Consider the following 19,342-nt stretch of genomic DNA (forward strand, 5'->3'; position numbering starts at 1 on the left):
CTCCTTCTTACACGCTGAAAATAATTTCGTTCACGATTGCCTTAAGCCGTTCCTGGCGTCCGGATTCGTTCTTGATCGGGTTGTTCTGCATCGCGTACTGCTCGAGCGAAGCGAGCGACGCTTTGCCGGCGACGATGTCGGCGCCGATGCCTTCGCGGAAGCTGCGGTAGCGGTTCTCGACGAAGCCGGACAGCGCCTTGCTTTCGATCAGCTTCGCAGCGGCTTTCAGGCCCCACGCGTAGCTGTCCATGCCGGCGATGTGGGCGAGGAACAGATCCTCGTCCTCGAACGAGGCGCGGCGCACCTTCGCGTCGAAGTTGACGCCGCCTTTGCCGATGCCGCCAGCCTGCAGCACTTCGTACATCGTCATCGTCGTCGCGTACAGGTCGGTCGGGAATTCGTCGGTATCCCAGCCGATCAGGAGATCGCCCTGGTTCGCGTCGAGCGAGCCGAGCATGCCGTTGATCGCCGCCACGCGGATTTCATGGTCGAACGTGTGGCCGGCAAGCGTCGCATGGTTCGCTTCGAGGTTCAGCTTGAAATGCTTCTGCAGGTCGTATTTCTGCAGGAACGCGATCGTCGTCGCCGCATCGAAGTCGTATTGGTGCTTCGTCGGCTCCTTAGGCTTCGGCTCGATCAGGAATTGGGCGTCAAAGCCGATTTCATTCGCGTAGGCGACGCACATATGGAACAGGCGAGCCAGGTTGTCGAGTTCAAGCGCCATATCGGTGTTGAGCAGCGTTTCGTAGCCTTCGCGGCCGCCCCAGAACACGTAGTTTTCCGCGCCGAGCCGTTTGCCGATCTCGAGGCTTTTCTTCAGCTGCGCGCCGGCATAGGCGTAGACGTCGGCGTTGCTCGTCGTGCCCGCGCCGTGCACCCAGCGCGGATGCGTGAACATGTTCGCCGTGTTCCACAGCAGCTTCTTGCCGGACGATTTCATATTTTGCTCCAGCATGTCGGCGATGACATCCAGATTTTTGTTCGTTTCCTGAAGCGTGCTGCCTTCCGGAGCAACGTCGCGGTCGTGGAAGCAGTAATAAGGAACGCCGATTTTCTCAAGGAATTCGAAGTTCGCTTCGACGCGCGCTTTCGCCGTATCCATCGGATTGGCGAAATCCCAGGGGCGAACCGCCGTGCCGACGCCGAACGGGTCGGTACCGGTTCCCGTGAAGGTGTGCCAGTAAGCGATGGCGAAACGGAGGTGATCCTCCATCGTTTTGCCGAGCACAACCTCCTGCGGATTGTAATGCTTGAAAGCGAGCGGATTGTCGGAACCCTTGCCTTCGTACGAAATTTTGCCGATCGAACCGAAATAACTCATTGAATAACGGCCTCCTTGAATATGAATTCATAGACAAATTTGGTCGGCACATGAAAATGAAAACGTTCTCTTCACGCGCTCTGCCACAAGCATATCACACCAAAACTTCGTTTGTCTATTAAACAAACTAAGTATTTATGGTAAACTGTCAGAAGAACCGGGCCCCGGCAGCGGCGGCTCGCGCAAATCGGCTTCCACAGCCGAAAAACCGTTATCCCGCAAAAATCGTCCGCCCCCGCCCTTTCCGGATGCGGCATGTATATGTAAACGACACGAACCTACAGACAGGAGCTTTCGAAGCGGAATGAAACCGAAACCGACCGGCGACCTCGCCATGATCAAAAAAATGAACACCGCCATCGTGCTCGAATCGGTGCTGCGCAGCGCGCCGCTTTCCAGAGCGCAAATTTCCGAGCATACCGGGCTGAACAAAGCGACCGTATCGAGTCTTGTGCAGAACCTGATCGACAGTCATCTGGTCGTCGAGAACGGTCCCGGCGAATCGAGCGGCGGGCGAAAGCCCGTCATGCTGCAGTTCAACGGCAACGCCGGCTATGCGATCGGCATCGATCTCGGCGTCAACTATATCCGCGGCGTGCTGACCGATTTGGAAGGCGCAGTCGTCGCGAGCCGCGAGCTCGCCCTGCGCAAGCACGGCCCAGGCGACGTCCTGCCGCAGCTCGAAGCCAGCATCGAAGCGCTGCGGGCGGAGATGCCCGCGAGCCCTTACGGGCTGGTCGGCATCGGCGTCGGCGTTCCGGGCATCGTCAACGGCGAAGGCGCGGTCCTGTTTGCGCCGAACCTCGACTGGTCGCACGTCCAGCTGGAGCGGCTGCTCGCGGACCGGTTCGGCGTGCCGGTCACCATCGACAACGAAGCGAACGCCGGCGCGCAGGGCGAGCAGAAATACGGAGCCGGCCGCGGCATCGACAACCAGATCTACGTCAGCGTCGGGATCGGCATCGGGACCGGCATCATTTTGAACAAGGAGCTCTATAAGGGCGCTTCCGGCTTTTCCGGCGAGCTCGGCCACCTCTCGATCGAAATGGACGGCAAGCCGTGCCGGTGCGGCAACCGCGGCTGCTGGGAGCTGTACGCCTCCGAGAACGCGCTGCTGGAGCAGGCCGGGCCGCTCGGCTACGGCGACTTCGAGAGCCTGCTTGCGGCGGCGGAGCGCGGCGACGAACGGGTCGCCGGACTGCTCGCGCGGATCGGCGAATGTCTCGGCGTCGGCATCGCCAACATCGTCAACGTGTTTAATCCGGAGGTCGTGATCATCGGCAACCGGATGAGCCTGGCGGAGCGATGGCTCCGGGAGCCGCTGCGGGAGACGGTCGCGCGCCGCACGCTGCCGTACCACCGGGAGAAGCTGCGGATCCTGTTCGCCGAGCTTGCGGACCGGTCCGCCGTCCGCGGCGCCGCCTATTACGCGCTCAGCCGCTTCTTCGCGAAGCTTGAAAGCGGCGAATAACGGACCGGCAGCTTCTCGCCGGAAAGAAGGTCCTGCCGAAAATCCGCATGGACGAGCTCTCTTGGATATACCGATCGGCGGCAAGACAAAAAACCTGACGACTTGATGTCAGGTTTTTTGCGCGGCTCATTTCGTCATGCGCCCGCCGGTTCAGCGGCAGCAGGCGATTTTAGAAGAAGCCCGGATACCCGCCGTACGGTCCGTATCCGCCGTAATATCCGCCGCCGTAATAGGGCGCCGTGCCGATTGCAAGCAAATCGAAGAGCACCAGCGGAAGCAGCGCTTTCGTTTTGACGCGTTTGCCTTTTTCCTGTTCGATCACGAGCCGGTTGCCCTGAATTCGGACCAGCTTGCCCGTTACGACCGTTCCGTCTTTCTTCACCGCATAAATCCGCTTTCCGCAAAGTTTGCCGGCCTTTTCTCTGCTGACGGCCATTGTCCATTCCTCCTTGCCCGGATGTCGAGCAGGCTTGCCAATCTTATGGCGATCCGCCAGCCTGCTGTTCTATCAATCTATGCGTTTCCGGCTGAAAGGATTGGATTTTCATAGAAATGGCCGTTTGGACAGGGTTCGGCGCCGTCGGCATGCGGGATTTGGGCTCCGCCTACAGGTCGCGGATGAAAATTTCTTTTTCCTTCAAACGCCTGAACGATTTCGGCAGGCGAATCTCGAGAATTCCCCCGCGGATACCGGCACGGCTGCCTTTCGTTGTCACCGGGACGGGCAGCGGCACCGAGAAATCCGGATGGCCCTTGATGTTCGACAGACGGACCCGCCGGCTGTTGACATGGATGCGTATCGCATACGCATCGGCATCCTTCGGAACCTTCCAGCGGATAAAAACGGACCGGTGGGACTCGAACACGCTTGCCGTCTTGACGGCCGGCTCGCGGACGGGAAACGCCTTCGACATCGCCGTGCGAACCGTCTCCCCGATTTGCTCGACATACGCATCGACCTTGCCGTCATCGTGCAGGGACGAAAATAACGACTCTTCTCCGGTGAAAGACCGGATGAACTTGCCCCAGTCGAACAATGGATTCGGATTGTCATTCATCCCGGGTCCTCCGTTACGTCTTTTCCATATCGTATGCCCAGGCCGGAACCGCCGCCACACCTCCCCGGGCTGCCGGAGGAAATCCGGGCTTCTTCATTTGTCCGCCGGCGTCCCGGCAGCCGGCCCCCGATTTAAGCCGGCAAATTCGTCATGGGGGGATGATCGTCCAAACCGATCGGGGCTGCTCGTCATATATTGTCATGAGGTTGCACGAAAGGGGGATTTGCCATGGGAGGAGCTTACGGCGGATTTACGAGCGCGGGTGTTATACTCGTTCTATTCATCCTGCTGGTCATCGTGTCTCGTTCCTGGATCGGCGGCTATTGATTGCCGTGCCCGCAAGCGGCTAGCGAAACGATGCGGCTTGCAGCGCCGGTGCTGCAAGCCGCATCGCTTTTCACCGGACGGAAACTAAATCGCAAAGGGAAGTGAATCGTAGTGCAGCAGCAAAAAAAAGCGCACACACGCGCATTTTTGCCGGCGGAAGGCGGAGCCGGCGGTCCCGGTTCAGCGGCCGGTTCGGCTTCCTCGCCTGTTTCGGGCGCGCTGTCGGCGATCGACCGCTTCGGCGGCATCGACGGCATCCTGTCGATGATGAGCAAAATTCAGCGGGTATTCGGCTTTATCCAGCAGATGACCCCGATGTTCAAGCTGTTCGGCAGCTTCGTCGGTTCGAAGGCGACCGTGCAGAACGTGCCGGCGCGGTCCATGGGCAGCGCAGGCGACAAACCGCGTCCCCAGCCGCATCATCCGCCGCGTCCGGCTGCAAACCGTCCCCGTAAAAAGGCGGTCAAGCGGAACGGACGGCGCTGACGGATGGAACGGAAGCCTTGCACGGACGGAGCATCCGGCGCAGGGCTTTTGCCTTTTCATGCCCTCATCCGGCAGCGGCTGCGACAAAAAAGCGGCGACCGCCTGCCGGCTCGCTGCCGGGACGTTCGCCGCAGATTTGCGTTTGCGGGTAACGCGAAGCCGCCGCTTCGCTTCAATAGAGAATCGAACGGCTGATGATGACGAGCAAAATAAAGAGAACCAGGATGACGCCGGCCGACGTGAATCCTCCGTAACCGCCAATGCCTTTGCAGTCACAGCCGCCCAAATACGACATGCTGCAGCGCTCCTTTCCATTATGGATTGGTTACATCGTATGAAGGGGGCATCCGTCTTGACTGTGCGTTTGACCCTCCAATGAAAACGCCCTGCCGGCCGCTCGTCCGCCGTACGTCTTTTTGTTCAAAATTGACCAACCCTTTCCTAAAATATGATAAATTATTCCAAGGGAGTCAGCGGCCGGAACGAACCGCCGGAAAGCCTAGTGAAACGCGCTCGCGGGCCGCATTTTTCTGTTGAAAACGGGGCCTGATCCACTTATAGTAATCGTACAGCGTGATTGCGAAGGAGGGCCGGCTGCATTCGTGAACCTGCATCTTGAGAACGGCACAGAATGGAATCGTCAACTGGTTCGAATGTTTTGGCGGTTGATTGCGGCCTACGAAATCTTCGCGGCGCTGGGGCACGTCATCATGCTGCTGCTGAAAAATGACGCGTGGCTCGACAGCCTGACGCGATATCAGTTGATCCCGACTGCCGCCTTGCTTGGCGTTATGGGGGCGGGCCATCTCGCGCTCCGCCTGGCGCCGCGAAATCACGACGATATCGTTCCCGCCTGGGCTGCGGCGATCGTCACCGCACTGCTCGTCTCGCTGCCCGGGCTGCATAACAGCTACGAGCTGTTGTGCCTGCCGCTCATGCTCTCATCCCTCTATTACAGGCGGCGCATTCTCCTCAGCTGCACGCTGCTGTCCCTCGTCCTGACGGCGCTGCTGCTTCTGCTGAATGCAATAAGCGGCGTGCCGGTCACCGGTCGCGAAGCGGCCGTCGCGTTCGCGGCGCTGCTGGCAACCTCGCTGATCGGCGGGATCGTCACGGGCAGGGGCCGGGCGCTCTTCGAAAGCCTTAAGGAAGCGCACGAACGCGAGCAGAGCCTGCTTGTCCGCAATATTTTGAACGGCCAGCTGTCCCGGATGGACGGGCTGACGCGCCTCTTGAACCAGCGGTCGTTCCAGGAGCATGCCGATTATATCGTCGACGGCGTGCCTGCCGGATTGACCTTTCAGCTCGCGCTGCTGGATATTGATAATTTCAAAAGCATCAACGATACATACGGTCACCGTGCCGGCGACCAGGTGCTGATCGCTATGGGACGGGCCATAAAATCGGTGCTGTGCCCGGACGATATCGTCTTCCGGTACGGCGGCGAAGAATTCGCGGTGATGCTGCAGGGCAAGACGGAAGCGGAAGCGAAGGCGGACTGCCTCGCAATCCTGGAGGCGGTGCGAAGCCTCGTAATTCCGGACATGCCAGGTAGGCAAATCACGACGAGCATCGGACTCGCGGCCTACGAGCCCGGCCTGTCCAGGGAGGAATGGTTTCAGCGTGCGGACGACCGTCTGTACGCCGCCAAACGGGAAGGCAAAGACCGGCTCGAGGTGTGGACAAGGCCGAATTGAACGCGGCTTTGCGGCGGGTCAAGCCTCCCGCGTACGCTGCGGCATCGCATCGTACGAAGAAAGCGGGGGTACGGCCAGCATGCCGACCGTCAGCGCCTGATGCTCCCACAGGAGCCGCGCGATCTGCTCCTTGCGGTCCTCCGGGCAGCGCACAATGACCGTAACCTCCGGCAGCTGTTTGCCTCCCCTGCCCGGCTTTCGTCCTCCGCGGATCCGGGCGAAGGCCGTAAACGCCAGCAGCCCGAGGCAGAAGCCCCGACGAGCCGGCGATGATGCCCCAGATGATCGGTCCCCACGCCAGCAGAAAGCCGCGGCTGATGCCGACCACCGCAAAGCCGGTGGCAAAGGCCATGCCCGTCTCGAACGCCCCGGCTTTGCGGTCCCGCTTCTCGAGCAGCGCGCCGGAATGAAAGGAGTCGCCCGCCTCCATCGGGACGGCCAGCACGGAATGCGGCCCGAGCCCGAGCCTGTCAAGCGATATCAGCGCGTGCTCAAGCTCAAGCGTATGTTGAAAAGCGCCTACGATTGAGCAATGGCTATTCCTCCATTCTGAGCAGCTTATCCACCCGGACCGTCCGGTAGCTCTCCTGCATAAACTGCCGCTGCTCCAGCCGGAACAGCTTGTTATGCTCGTTCGCGATAAAATAAGCATGATAGACCGACCCCGAGAAGACGGAAGGCATAAACTGCATCCAATGCGGGTTCAGCCGGATGTCGACGCTGCTGCGTCACCGTTGAGCAGGGCGAGCGCCGCATCGTACAGGCGGGATTTCCAGACGAAAATCCACCACCACACCATATTGAACAGCGCCAGATCCAGCCGCGCGACGTACAGCTGGCCGAGCCCGGGGAACAGCCGACCAGTATCGAATTCCCGATCTGCGTAAGCAGCGCGATCGAACGCCGCGGGGAGATTTCACCTTCACTCAAAGCTCGTTGTTCCCTCGTCTCCTGAAACGCTTCGCTTGGATTTAGCTACAGTATACATTTTTCTATTATTTTCAATTTATGGAAATTTAATTGATACCCCAAAACGCTCTAGAATCTGGAAATGAAAACGTTGACATGAATCGGACGGCCCGTTATCCTGAGGGTAGACTCGTTTTAAGCTTATGGGAGGGAATATGTTGCACCTGACGGGAAAAGCGCTGCGGACGTGCGCGGCGGCCGGTATCGCGATCATGCTGCTAAGCGGCTGCTCGCTTCTTCCGAAGGAAGAGGAACTGCTCGACCCGCCCTCTTTTCAGAAGAAGGAAGACACCTACGAGACGGCGGCGGTAAAGCGGGGAAATTTGGCCAGATACATCGACTCGACGGCAACGGCGGAGTCCGACCGAAGCGTTTCGGTTTCTTTTCCCGATGCCGGCGGCCAGCTGAAGAAGCTGAACGTGCAGGAAGGCGACCGGGTGAAAAAAGGCGATCTTCTCGCGGAGCTGGAAACCGGCGATCTGCCGCTTCAAATCCGGCTGCAGAAGCTGACGGTCGAGCAGAAGAAGCTCGAGCTTCAGGACACGCTCCGGAGCGGCGATACCGAGGCGCAAAAGCTGGCCAAGCTCGACCTGAGCGGCGCCAATCTGGTGCTCAGCTCACTGGAAGCGCAATACGGGCAGGCGCTGCTGTATTCGCCCGCCGATGGCCTCGTGACGTATGCCGCCAGCCTGAAGCCGGGCGATACCGTTGAAGCGCAGTCCACGATCGCCGCGATCGACGATCCGAGCCGCATTCATCTGCTGTATACGACAATCGAGCCCGACTCGCTCGCGCCCGTGAAGCCCGGCGCCGAGGTTACGATTACTTACGACAAGCATACCTACCAAGGAAAAGTGGTTCAGACGCCGGCTACCGTGCCGTCAAACGCCAGCGAGGCGGATAAGGAAAAATACGCCAAGGCGCTCGTGATCGATTTCGTCGGTCCGAAGCCGGCGATACCGATCGGCGATACCGCCGATATCAAGCTGTTTGTGGAGAAGCGGGACAACGTGCTGATCATCCCCCGTTCAGGGCTGAAAAATTTTCTCGGGCGCACTTACGTCCAGGTGCTGGACAAAGGCCGGATCAAGGAACTCGATGTCGAGTCCGGACTCAGCACGACGGACGGAGTCGAGATCGTGCAAGGGCTCGAGGAAGGGATGCAGGTCGTGCTGAACGGCTGACGCCGTCTAATTGCTCATGCGGAGGTGAACTGTACTGGAGCATTTTTATGACTTGGTTCTATTGGCATTCTCGATCGCTCTCATCTCTTCCATAGTGTTACTTCCATTTACCTATTTTTCTTTACAAGAGATACGATGGGGTCATGAAATTGCTGCAGCCGGTTCAACTTGGTTTGTTGCTGTCAGACTGTCGCAGCCCAACAGCATTCAGCGGTGGATAATACGTACCGCCAGACGAAGAGAAGCACCTGATGAAGACGACTCCCTAAATTGATATTCCATACTTTCAATTAGGGAGGACAAGGATGAAAAAGCTCCAGAAATGGGCGAAGCCCATTCTCGTCATGTTGATCGGGGTTATTCCGATCATTGTGCTCAGCGGGTGTTCGACACCATCCCAATCACACTCGATTAATGCCGATTCACCAGGAATATTTAACCACTATTTTATTTATCCATTTTCGATCTTAATCAAATTCTTCGCCAATGCATTTCACGGAGACTACGGATTATCGATCGTGCTGATGACTTTCATCATCAGACTTGCGATCATGCCGCTCATGATGAATCAAACCAAGAAACAAATGGTCATGAGAGAAAAGATGGCCGTCCTCCAGCCGGAGTTAACCGCACTTAAGGAGAAGTACAAGAATAACGTCAGTGCGGATGCTAAAAAACAACAGCAAGTCGAGATGATGCAGCTCTACCAGAAGCATCAATTTAATCCCTTGAACATGGGGTGTTTACCGATGCTTCTCCAATGGCCGATCACCCTCGCATTTTACTACGCCATTCGTCGTACCCCAGAGATTGCAGCTCACGAATTTCTGTGGTTTAGCTTGGGAAAACCAGATATGATTTTGCCATTTATTGCCGCTGCGGTGTATTACGTTCAGTTCCGCGTGTCTCAATCCGTTTCCGTGCAGTATCAGCAAAATCAAAATAATCAAATGGCTTTCATCGGATTGTTGTCACCGGTCATGATGGGTATATTTTCTTTTGCGGCACCCGCCGCGCTGCCATTATATTGGGCGGTTGGCGGTATATTCATTATCGTGCAAACGATCATACTCAACAAAATGTACGCGAAGCCAAAAGCAGCGAGTCAAAAATTACCAGCCGGTGTAGAAGATTTATAAAATTGAACCCGTTGTACAAGTAAGCGTCAAATCCAGCACACCTTCAACGCAATCGAAATCGATGAGAAGATGAGGCCATCGCTACGATAAGAAAAGCCCCGTAAACGGCGCCGGCTGAAATGCCGGCCCGTTTCCCGTGGCTTTTCGTATTGCTGGCGGTCTTCTTTAAGATGATACGAATCCGTTCAGCGTAAACCGGAACGCATAGGGGCGGTTCGCCGGCAGCATATATTGCGGGTCAGGCAGCGCCCCCCAGCTGTCGTCGCCTCCGACGCCCATCTGCCTCCAGTTGATGCGGACAACCGTTTTATCGCTCCCCGGCAGCTGGTGGAAGTGATCGTACGCCTCCAGTTCGGCCGGCGCATACGGCAGGGCGTTCAGCTCGTAGGACGGCGATCCGATAATCGCAAGGCCCGCTCCCGCGGCATTCGTAATCGACGCGCGGCGCACCTCCATCTTGTTCCCGCATTCCTGCGGCCGCAAATAAGGCACCAGCTGATCGGCTACCTTGCCCTTATATAAGCCGAGCTTGGCTCCGCTCTGCCGGTCCCAATACGACTCATGCGGTCCTTTTCCGTACCATTCCACCGTATCGAACCCGCCGTCCATCACCAGCATAAGGCCGAATTCCGGAATTACAGGCAATCCTTCCGCCGGCGTCAGCTGTACATAAACGTCAATTTCACCGCTTCCGCGCACGGTATATTCGAGCTCGCAAACGGAATGGCCGGCGGCCGGAAGCGTGTAGACGGTACGCACGACGGCGCGGTCCGACAGCGTCTCCCATGTCAGCCGCTCCAGCTTGCGCTCCGCGCCGGCCGAGCGCCAAACCGCGCACCGCTCGTGGAGCCTGCTGCCGCGGTCGTTGTCCGTATACGCCCGCCAGAAATTCGGTGCCGGCGCTTCGCGCAGCAGCTCCGTGCCGCCTGCTGCCAAGGAGACGAGTCCGCCCGTCGCCTTATCGAATTGTGCGGCAAAGCCGCTGCCCGAAAGCTTCAACCGGGAGCCGTCGTCCTCGGCGCGAACGGCTGCTGCCGCAGTTTCGGCTTTGGCCGCTTCCGGCGCGGCGAGACCGGCCGGGCGCAGCACGAACTGCCCGAAGGCGATTTCGTGGCCGGCTTCCGCCCATTCCGTCCGCTCCTTCATGACGAAGGAGACGGTCAGCACCGCCTCGCCGCGGACGCTGCCGAGGGAGGGCAGCGGAAGGGCAATATCCTTCGTCTCGCCCGGCGTGACCGCCGCCTCAAGCGATCCGGAGGCTTGTTCCTTACCGTCGACCGCGACCGTCCACTGCAGCTCATAGTCCGACAGATCGGTGAACAGGAACCGGTTGTGAACCCGAACCGTGCAATTGGCCGGATCGAAGCCGGACAGCTGTATGTTTTGATAGCATTTTTTCACTTCATACAGCTTCGGCGATACGGATCGGTCTGCGAACAGCAGGCCGTTGCCGCAGAAGTTGCCGTCGTGCGGCTTTTCGCCGAAATCGCCGCCGTATGCCATGTAGCCCTCTCCATCCGCCGTTTTCGTCCAGATCGCCTGGTCGACCCAATCCCATATGAATCCGCCCTGCAGCACCGGATATTTGTCAAACAGCTCCCAGTACAGATGCAGCCCGCCGCAGGAGTTGCCCATCGCATGGCTGTATTCGCACAAAATGAACGGCTTCGCGGGGTTGCTAAGCGCGTACTCCTCAACCTGCGCCGGGCGCGTGTACATCCGGCTTTCGATATCCGACGCGGCATCCGACGCGCGCCACAGGGTAACGCCTTCGTAATGGACGATCCGTGTCGGATCGGCTTCGCGCAGAAAATCGTGCATCGCGATAAAGTTGTCGCCGCCGAACGACTCGTTCCCGAGCGACCAGATGAGCACGCTGGGATGGTTTTTATCGCGCTGCAGCATCGAATTCGCCCGGTCCAGCACGTTCGCCGTCCATTCCGGCTTGCTGGCCGGCACGAACTTGGGGCCGAGCTCCTTCGCGCCGTAAATCCAGCTGCCGTGCGTCTCGAGATTCGTCTCGTCGATGACGTACAAGCCGTATTCGTCGCACAGGTCGTACCAGAGCGGGTTGTTCGGATAATGGGACGTGCGGACGGCGTTAATATTGCACGCCTTCATCAGCTTGACGTCCTTCACCATATCCTCGTACCCGAGCGCGCGGCCGGTATGGCATGAAAATTCGTGCCGGTTGACGCCTTTGAAGACGATGCGTTTGCCGTTGATGAGCATCAGTCCGTCCTTCAGCACGAATTTTCGGAAGCCGATGCGGCAGGAGACCGTCTCCAGCAGTAAGCCTTCCCGATCCTTCAGGCTGAGCACGAGCGTATACAGATTCGGCTTCTCCGCGCTCCATTTGAGCGGATTCGCTACGGCGGCGGCGGCTTCGACCGCAGCTGAAGCTTCACCCTCCCCAAGCTCCGCCTTCATCGTTAGCGGGCTCGCCAGCACCGGACTGCTGCCGCGGTCGTACAGCTGCGCTTCGACCGTTACGCCGCCGAGCGCCTGACCGAAATAATTCGTCACCTTCGCCCGTACGCGCAGCTCGGCGTCCCGGTACGCTTCGTCCAAATCGGTCGTGACGGCAAAATCGGCGATGTGCGTCTTCGGCGTCGTCATCAAATAAACGTCGCGGAAAATGCCGCTCATCCGCCAGAAATCCTGGTCCTCAAGCCAGCTGGCGTCGCACCACCGGTACACCTCGACGGCAAGCTTGTTCTCGCCGCTGCGCAAATACGGCGTCAGATCGAATTCGGCCGGCGTAAACGTGTCTTCGCTGTAGCCGACAAGCTCGCCGTTCACCCAGACGTAGAAAGCCGACTCCACGCCCTGGAAGCTGATCAGCACCGGCTGTCCCCGCCAGTCGTCCGGCACCGTGAACGTGCGGGTATACGAGCCGACCGGGTTGTATTTCGTCGGCGCAAACGGCGGCATCAGATCCGGCTCGGATTCCTCCCACGGGTAACGGATATTCGTATATTGCGGGTAGTCGTAGCCCTGCAGCTGCCAATGGCCGGGAACGGCGATATCGTTCCAGCCGGAGCAGTCGAAATCGTCTTTATAAAAATCCGCGATCCGCTTATCCGGCGTCTCGGCGAACGAGAATTTCCATGTTCCGTTCAGCGGCAGCACGCTGCGCGAAGCGGCCCGGTCGCCCTTCAGCGCCTCTTCGGCCGAATCGAACGGAACGAGCGTCGCATGCGCGTCCATCCGGTTCAACTGGAAAATATCCGGGTTATTGTTCCATTCCGGGTACCCGTTGGCCGGCGGCGTGTACACAAACTTTTTCAAAACGAAGCCCACCTCTTTCTGAAGGAATCTCTTCCTTAGTAATGTAGCGGAAAGACCCCTCGCCGTAAATGCAATATTTTCGCATCCCGATATGGAAAAAGTGCGAAGCCCCTTCCAGGTCCGGAAAAGGGCTCGGGAAAGGGCTTCGGGAAATGCCGATTTGGCCGGCGGTCCGGACTATTCGAACCGCAGCGCCTCGATCGGCTTCAGATTGGATGCTTTGTTGGCCGGGAACAGCCCGAATACGACGCCGATGAAGACGGAGAACCCGAACGCGAGCACGATGATCGGCACCGACAGCACGACAGCCATGTGCAGCGCCTTCGAGACGGCCTGCGCGGTCCCGATGCCGATGGCGATGCCGAGCAGCCCGCCGAGGCCGCTTAAGGCGATCGATTCGATCAGGAACTGCGTCAGAATGTCGCGCTTCTTGGCGCCGATCGCCTTGCGGATGCCGATCTCCCGCGTTCGCTCGGTGACGGATACGAGCATGATGTTCATGATGCCGATGCCGCCGACGAGCAGCGAAATACCCGCCACCCCGCCAAGCGCGATCGACAGCGTATTGGATATGCTGCTGAACGAGTTGAGCAGGTCCTGCTGGTTAAACACGCGGTAGCTGTCCGTGTCCCCGCGGAATTTTTTGTTCAGGTCCGCTTCCAGCTCGTTCGTCACCTGGTCCATGAGGTCGGAGGACGCGACCTGCACGTTGATGGTCCGCACGCCCTTCGCTTTGAACAGCCGTTCGCTCGATGTGATCGGGATGACCACCACTTCGTCGTTCGAGCCGGTCAGCGAATCGCCCTTCGGAGCGAGGACGCCGACGACCTTGTACCGGACGCCGTTTATAAGAAACGATTGTCCGACCGGATTTTGCTGGCCGAACAGATCCGTCGCCGTCGTCGCGCCGAGCACGGCGATTTTCTGGTAATAATCGAGATCGATTTGCGAGACGAACCGGCCTGCCGCCAAATTATATTCCTTTACGTCCATATAATCCGGCGTCGATCCGACGACGCTCACGCTGATGGCATCTCCGGTCGTCTTGACGTAACCGGTCTGCTGGTTGATCGGCGCAGCGTATTCGATGTCGGGTTTGTCCGTCATGTCCTGCGCGTCCTTGTAATCCAGCGTCGTCTGCGCGCCGCGTCCGATAATGCTTACGGTCAGCAAATTGGTGCCCAGGCTCTGCACCTGATCGGTGACCGACTTGGTCGTTCCTTGTCCGATGGCGACAAGAGCGATGACGGCCGTCACCCCGATAATAATGCCGAGCATGGTGAGCAGCGAGCGCATTTTGTTGGCCAGAATGCTTTTAGACGCCATTTTGAAGGCTTGGCTGACGTTCACGTCTCTCACCGCCTTCCTCGCTGATTCGTCCGTCCTGAATGCGCACGACCCGCCGGGCCTGCTCGGAAATTTTCAGGTCGTGCGTAATGAGCACGATCGTATGCCCCTGTTTGTTCAGCTGCTTCATCAGCTCCATCACTTCTACGCCGGTCCGCGTATCGAGCGCCCCCGTCGGTTCGTCCGCGAGCAGAATCGGCGGATTGCCGGCCAGCGCCCGGGCGATCGCGACGCGCTGCTGCTGGCCTCCGGACAGCTCGGACGGCTTGTGGCCGACCCTGCCCTCGAGCCCGACTTTGCCGAGCGCCTCGACAGCCAGCTCCCGGCGTTTCTTCGACGGCACGCCCCGGTAGATCAGCGGGAGCTCGACGTTCTCCAGCGCGGACAGCTTATTGAGCAGGTTGAAGCCCTGGAAAATAAAGCCGATCTTGCGGTTGCGGATTTCGGCCAGCTTGCTCTCGCGCAGCTTGCTCACTTCCTCGCCGTCCAGCCAGTAGTTGCCCGTCGTCGGAGCGTCCAGACAGCCGATGACATTCATCAGCGTCGATTTGCCCGAGCCGGACGGTCCGATGATAGCCAGGAAGTCGCCGTGGTACACCGTAAGCGAGATTTCGCTCAAGGCGTGGACCGTTTCCCCGCCCATTTTATATTCTTTGGACAGCGTATCGATGCGGATCAGTTCTTGGTTCGCTTCCATCAGCCCCGACCTCCGCCGCCGCCGGCAGCACGCGCACCGCCGCCGCCGCGGCCGCCGCCGCCGCCGAAGCCGCCGCCTCCTCCTCCGAAGGCGCGAACGGCTCCGCCGCCGCCAAAGCCGCCGCCTAAACCGCCAAAGCCGCCGCCGCCAAGCCTTGCGTTCTGCTGCTGGTTCGTGTTCGTCGTCGGCACGGTTACCGTCGGCAGGATGACGCGCTCGCCTTCCGTCAAGCCGGACACGACCTCGATGAAATCGTCGTTATGGATGCCGACCTGAATCGGCTGCGGCGTGCCGCCGAAACGGTTCGCGCCGCGCGCCCGGCCTGCGCCGCCGGCTCCGCCCTGGCGGCTGCCGCCCTGACCGCCGCCGACCCGGCCGCCGCCTTGGCCGTTCGCGCCACCCTGCCCGTTTTGGCCGTTCGTGCCGCCGCTCTGCCCGTTTTGGCCGTTCGCTCCGCCGCCTTGGCCGTTTGCCTGGGCGCCTTCGCCCCGGCCGTTCGCGCCGCCTTCGCCGGTTGCGCCTTGTGCGGATTGGCCGCCGGTTGCTGAGGTTCCCTGCGGCAGGAACACGACGTAACGTCCGCCGAAGGACTGCACCGCATCGATCGGCAGCATCAGAATATTGTCTTTCTTGTCGACCTGGATCGTCGCTTCGGCGGACATGCCGCTCTTCAGCCCGTCGGGATTGTCGATGGCGATCGTCACGTCGAAGGAAGCGACGCCGTTGCTGGACGTGCCTTCATCGGCGATTTGGACGACCTTGCCCGTATAGGCCTTATCCGACTGCGCCTCGACGGAAATGGCCGCCTCCTGGCCGGTCTTGACCTTGGCGATATCGAGCTCGTCGACGGAAACGACGATCTCCAAATGCTTGTAGTCCGCGATGGTGAACAGATCGGACGCCTGGTTGCCGAGCATGTCGCCCGGAGCGGCCGAGACGGTCGTCACCGTGCCGTCGATCGGGGAAACGATCGTCTGATTTTTCGCCTTGTCTTCCAGGTCGGCGATCTGCTCCTGCGTCTGCTCCATGTCGAGCTGCGTCTGCTGAATGTTCAGCTTGATATTGGCGATCTGCTGTTCGTCCGTTTCGCCCTTCAGCTGATCCTCGGTATTCTGCAGCTGCAGCTGCTGTTTCTCGAGATCGAGCTGTGCGCTCTTGATCTGGCTTGAATTGTCCTCCCCTTCGATCGTCGCGAGCACGGCGCCCTTCTTCACATTGTCGCCCACCTTGACGTTGACGGTGTCGATCGTTCCCTGACCTCCGCTTTTTACCGTTTCGGTGTCTGCCGGCGAGATGCTCCCGGTTCCGTCGACCGTCACTGCAATCGTGCCTTTGCGCACCTGCGTCGTTTGAACGGCCGGCCCGGCGGCAGCCTGCGTTTCCTTCGGATAGTAACGAAAATAGACGACCACCGCAGCTGCGACGATGAGTACGCCGATGCCAAGCACCCACCATTTCTTCATTGCTGATTACCCGCCTTTCTGAAATTCGCCGGATTCGGTCTTTCGGATATGTACTGTGCCGTTTTCTTGTCCGAGTCGAGCCAAATCGTGACGATATCGCCCGCCTTCAGGTCCGTCGGCTTCAAATGATCGGTCGTCCTCCCGTTCTTGCCAAAGGACATGGAGACGATCTTCGTATTGGCCGAGACCGCGACGGTTGTTTGGGTATCGCTGAACGCCATCGAAAAGCCGCCCGGACGTCTGCCTCCGAGCGCGCGTCCGCCGCCGCCGGATCCCGAATTCCCGCCGCTTCCGGCGGTTCCCGTTCCGCCCGCTCCGGCTCCCGTGCCGCCAGACTGCCCGTTTGCGCTGCTCGTACCGCCCGACTGGCTTCCGGCGCCGCCCGCGCCGCCCGACTGGCTGCCGCCGGCTCCCGACCCGCCGCCGGTACCTCCGGCCCCGCCGCCTTGGCGGCCGCCCCGCATCCGGCGCTGTCCGCCGCCGCGCATCATCGCGCTCGGCGGCGTCTTGGACGCCTGCACGACGAGCGATCCGTCACTCGCCTTGACGACCTTCGCGATCATATCCGCCGTCCGGCTTGGCGGACGGTCCGCACTCGCCTGATCCGCTCCGCCTGCCGCCTGGCCCGTTCCGCCGCCGGCCGCCTGATTATCGCCTCCGGCCGCGGTCTGGCCGGTTCCGGCTTGTCCCGTTCCCGCTTGTCCCGCAGTGGCCGCCGTGTCCGCGTTCTTGCTCCCGCAGCCGGCAAGCAGCAGGGCAAGCGCCCCGGCGGCAGCGGCCGTTTTCCATGTCCAATGTTTCATAGGTACAAGCTCACCCTCTCTGCAAGTTCTCCGGCTCCCAGCATAGCAGGTCAATATGAATGTGTGATGAACGCACGGAAAAAATCGCCTGCAAGCCGGCGACGACGGGCGGCGCTTGCCGTCCCGGGACGATTTTGCAAACCGGTCCAGGCGTGCTATAATTTTTTTTATTTGGGACAGCAGCTTAGGATGTCGAAACAGACGTTTCTCGCCGGGTCGCGGGTTCGTACCGTGCCGGTCCTACGAATTCATAACAAGCGGGAAAGGCTGCCTGGTCCAACTTGACCGGCAGCTTTTTCAATAATTAAGAAGCGTTCCATTTCGACGGATTCCAGCAAAACGAAAGGGGGGGATGAAGCTGTTCAAAGGTCCGCGTACAACCAAGATCATCCTGTCCTGCCTGCTGGCCGTCCTGCCGCTCGCAGCGGCGCTGCTGATCGTCAGCCGCTTCATCCTGCACGACCACCATCCGCAAAGCGCCCAAACGATAACGGCGCAGACGATCCCGGGGAAGAAGCCGGACGGGGATGTCGGCCGCGGCAATCCGTTCGACCCGAAATCCGGCATCAAGATCGACCGCTACGGTCAGGTCGTCGGCGTCAATTTTCCGGATAAGGTAACGGATGATCGGCAGCTGCAGGAAGATGCCGCTCTCGACCGGGCCTATTATAACAGCCTGAAGCCGCCTTCCGATTTTGATCGTTTGGGAGGGCTTTCGGACAGCAATTCCGCCATGCATCTCAAAGCGGCGAGGTTTTTCAATATTCAGTGGGCAGACGGCAAGCCGAGGCTCGTGACACCTGAGGGGGACGTTTTTTTCAGCCTGGGCGTGAACGGGGTCACGAATAACGAAACGTATACGAAAGTAACCGGCTCCAGCGAACGCAGGAAACTGTTCGAATGGGTGCCGGACATCAACGGGGAGTACAAAGGCGCCTTTATCGGAAAAGATAGTTTCTCGTTCTACATGGCCAATAAATATCGGAAAACGGGCTCCATGCCGACGTTTAACCAGTTTTTTGCGGAGGCGGCGGACCGGATCAAGAAATGGGGCTTCAACAGTATCGGCGTATGGACGCCCGCTCCGCAGGCGGAGGCGAGCGGCATGCCTTATACGCTTATGCTGCCGCTTAACGGAATGGCCAAGCCGAAGGAAATCAAGGTCTTCGACATTTTCGCGGACGGTGCGGCCAAGGCGATCGACGACGCCTTCAAGAAGACGCTTCCCGCCCATAAGGACGATCCGAATCTGATCGGTTATTTTGTGGACAACGAGTATCGATACGATTTATTCATGAGCACCGTGCCGAAAATGAAGGCCAGCACCTCGGGGCTGAAGAAACGGCTGGTCAAGATGCTGCTGAACGAGTACGGTACGCTCGACTCCTTTAACAAGGGCTGGAATACGAAATTCACCAGCTTCTCCGGTCTATACGAAACGCCGCTTCCCATTCGTACGCAGCAGGCAAAAAACGACTTGGAGCAGTACTTCCGCCTCTATTTGGACGCCTTCTACAGAACGGTTCGGGCCGAGTTCAAGAAATACGATCCGAACCATCTGCTTCTTGGCGACAGATGGCTCTCGCATCCGGTGCAAAACCCGCACTTACGCGCCATCCTGTCGGAAGAAGCCGGCAAATATATGGATGTCATCAGCATCAACTATTATTCCCGCACCCTCGATACCGCGATGCTGAGCGACGTCTACGAAAAGTCCGGCCACCGGCCGATTCTGCTGTCCGAATGGAGCTACGGCACTAACGTGCAGGGGCTGGCTCCGATCGTGCTGGGTCCCGGCGCAACCGAACAGGAACGGGGCCGGCGGTATCGCAGTTACGTGGAAGGCGCGGCGGCGCTCGGCTTTGTTGTCGGCGCACACTGGTTCGATTATGTCGACCAGGCGGCCGGAGGACGCTTCTTCGAAGGCTTGTACGGAGAACATTACAATACCGGGCTCGTCAATGTCGCCGATCGTCCGTATAAAACGTTTTTGAACGAAGTCATGGCGGCGAACGGGGATATTTACGACGTGCTGCTCGGCAGGAAGGAACCGTTCCGCTGAAGGGAGCAGCCCCCGGCGATAAGCGAG

The 19,342-nt window shown here is 59.3% G+C and carries 18 protein-coding genes; 7 read left to right on the plus strand and 11 right to left on the minus strand.

Features of this window, described 5'->3' with window-relative positions; genetic code table 11:
* Positions 1-7: 7 nt before the first annotated feature.
* Entirely contained in the window at positions 8-1,321 is a 1,314-nt protein-coding gene (gene xylA / locus PD282_RS21160) for a xylose isomerase (RefSeq protein WP_274652931.1), read from the minus strand.
* Between the two features lie 304 nt (positions 1,322-1,625).
* Between xylA and PD282_RS21165 the strand changes: the two genes are divergently transcribed.
* Positions 1,626-2,792: an ROK family transcriptional regulator gene (locus PD282_RS21165; RefSeq protein ID WP_274652932.1), complete on the plus strand. Its 1,167-nt coding sequence runs from the start codon at positions 1,626-1,628 to the stop codon at positions 2,790-2,792.
* A 169-nt stretch (positions 2,793-2,961) separates the two neighbouring features.
* Here PD282_RS21165 and PD282_RS21170 read toward each other — a convergent pair whose 3' ends face one another.
* Together PD282_RS21170 and PD282_RS21175 are read right to left on the minus strand one after the other, a co-directional pair.
* A complete protein-coding gene (locus PD282_RS21170; protein ID WP_274652934.1) occupies positions 2,962-3,228 on the minus strand; it encodes a hypothetical protein in 267 nt (88 codons plus the stop codon).
* A 169-nt stretch (positions 3,229-3,397) separates the two neighbouring features.
* On the minus strand, positions 3,398-3,850 hold the full coding sequence (locus tag PD282_RS21175; protein WP_274652936.1) for an Hsp20/alpha crystallin family protein: 453 nt from the start codon (positions 3,848-3,850) through the stop codon (positions 3,398-3,400).
* Positions 3,851-4,078: 228 nt separating this feature from the next.
* Here PD282_RS21175 and PD282_RS21180 point away from each other — a divergent pair, with 228 nt between their 5' ends.
* Both PD282_RS21180 and vrrA read left to right on the plus strand, forming a co-directional pair.
* On the plus strand, positions 4,079-4,177 hold the full coding sequence (locus tag PD282_RS21180; protein ID WP_274652938.1) for a YjcZ family sporulation protein: 99 nt from the start codon (positions 4,079-4,081) through the stop codon (positions 4,175-4,177).
* Between the two features lie 111 nt (positions 4,178-4,288).
* Complete coding sequence (gene vrrA, locus PD282_RS21185) at positions 4,289-4,663, plus strand: VrrA/YqfQ family protein (RefSeq protein WP_274652940.1); 375 nt, start codon at positions 4,289-4,291, stop codon at positions 4,661-4,663.
* Positions 4,664-4,835: 172 nt separating this feature from the next.
* On the opposite strand, the gene PD282_RS21190 is transcribed toward vrrA, so the two are convergent.
* Positions 4,836-4,958 carry a hypothetical protein gene (locus tag PD282_RS21190; RefSeq protein WP_274652942.1) on the minus strand — a complete coding sequence of 41 codons (123 nt, stop codon included), beginning with the start codon at positions 4,956-4,958 and terminating at the stop codon, positions 4,836-4,838.
* 307 nt (positions 4,959-5,265) lie between these two features.
* On the opposite strand from PD282_RS21190, the gene PD282_RS21195 reads away from it, so the two are divergent.
* Positions 5,266-6,360 (plus strand): GGDEF domain-containing protein, encoded by a 1,095-nt coding sequence (locus PD282_RS21195; RefSeq protein WP_274652944.1) that lies wholly within the window; start codon positions 5,266-5,268, stop codon positions 6,358-6,360.
* 18 nt (positions 6,361-6,378) lie between these two features.
* Here PD282_RS21195 and PD282_RS21200 read toward each other — a convergent pair whose 3' ends face one another.
* Complete coding sequence (locus tag PD282_RS21200; protein WP_274652946.1) at positions 6,379-6,513, minus strand: hypothetical protein; 135 nt, start codon at positions 6,511-6,513, stop codon at positions 6,379-6,381.
* 383 nt (positions 6,514-6,896) lie between these two features.
* A complete protein-coding gene (locus tag PD282_RS21205; protein ID WP_274652947.1) occupies positions 6,897-7,043 on the minus strand; it encodes a hypothetical protein in 147 nt (48 codons plus the stop codon).
* 444 nt (positions 7,044-7,487) lie between these two features.
* Here PD282_RS21205 and PD282_RS21210 point away from each other — a divergent pair, with 444 nt between their 5' ends.
* Both PD282_RS21210 and yidC read left to right on the plus strand, forming a co-directional pair.
* The gene (locus PD282_RS21210) at positions 7,488-8,513 is read left to right on the plus strand and encodes an efflux RND transporter periplasmic adaptor subunit (protein ID WP_274652949.1); all 1,026 of its coding nucleotides are present in this window, start codon (positions 7,488-7,490) and stop codon (positions 8,511-8,513) included.
* A gap of 305 nt (positions 8,514-8,818) precedes the next feature.
* On the plus strand, positions 8,819-9,652 hold the full coding sequence (gene yidC, locus PD282_RS21215) for a membrane protein insertase YidC (RefSeq protein ID WP_274652951.1): 834 nt from the start codon (positions 8,819-8,821) through the stop codon (positions 9,650-9,652).
* 165 nt (positions 9,653-9,817) lie between these two features.
* Here yidC and lacZ read toward each other — a convergent pair whose 3' ends face one another.
* From lacZ to PD282_RS21240, 5 genes are all read right to left on the minus strand, one after another.
* The gene (gene lacZ / locus PD282_RS21220) at positions 9,818-12,943 is read right to left on the minus strand and encodes a beta-galactosidase, LacZ type (RefSeq protein WP_274652953.1); all 3,126 of its coding nucleotides are present in this window, start codon (positions 12,941-12,943) and stop codon (positions 9,818-9,820) included.
* A 177-nt stretch (positions 12,944-13,120) separates the two neighbouring features.
* On the minus strand, positions 13,121-14,293 hold the full coding sequence (locus PD282_RS21225; protein WP_274652955.1) for an ABC transporter permease: 1,173 nt from the start codon (positions 14,291-14,293) through the stop codon (positions 13,121-13,123).
* Entirely contained in the window at positions 14,259-14,987 is a 729-nt protein-coding gene (locus PD282_RS21230; RefSeq protein WP_274652957.1) for an ABC transporter ATP-binding protein, read from the minus strand. The genes PD282_RS21225 and PD282_RS21230 overlap by 35 nt, the downstream gene beginning before the upstream one ends.
* The gene (locus PD282_RS21235) at positions 14,987-16,450 is read right to left on the minus strand and encodes an efflux RND transporter periplasmic adaptor subunit (RefSeq protein ID WP_274652959.1); all 1,464 of its coding nucleotides are present in this window, start codon (positions 16,448-16,450) and stop codon (positions 14,987-14,989) included. Before PD282_RS21235 ends, PD282_RS21230 begins: the two co-directional genes overlap by 1 nt.
* The gene (locus PD282_RS21240) at positions 16,447-17,253 is read right to left on the minus strand and encodes a hypothetical protein (RefSeq protein WP_274652960.1); all 807 of its coding nucleotides are present in this window, start codon (positions 17,251-17,253) and stop codon (positions 16,447-16,449) included. The genes PD282_RS21235 and PD282_RS21240 overlap by 4 nt, the downstream gene beginning before the upstream one ends.
* 352 nt (positions 17,254-17,605) lie before the next feature.
* Between PD282_RS21240 and PD282_RS21245 the strand changes: the two genes are divergently transcribed.
* Positions 17,606-19,315, plus strand: coding sequence for a beta-galactosidase (locus PD282_RS21245; protein WP_274652962.1), 1,710 nt, complete (start codon positions 17,606-17,608; stop codon positions 19,313-19,315).
* Positions 19,316-19,342 lie beyond the last annotated feature (27 nt).

The organism is Paenibacillus humicola (assembly GCF_028826105.1).
In the GTDB taxonomy this organism is placed as follows: Bacteria; Bacillota; Bacilli; order Paenibacillales; family Paenibacillaceae; genus Paenibacillus_Z; species Paenibacillus_Z humicola.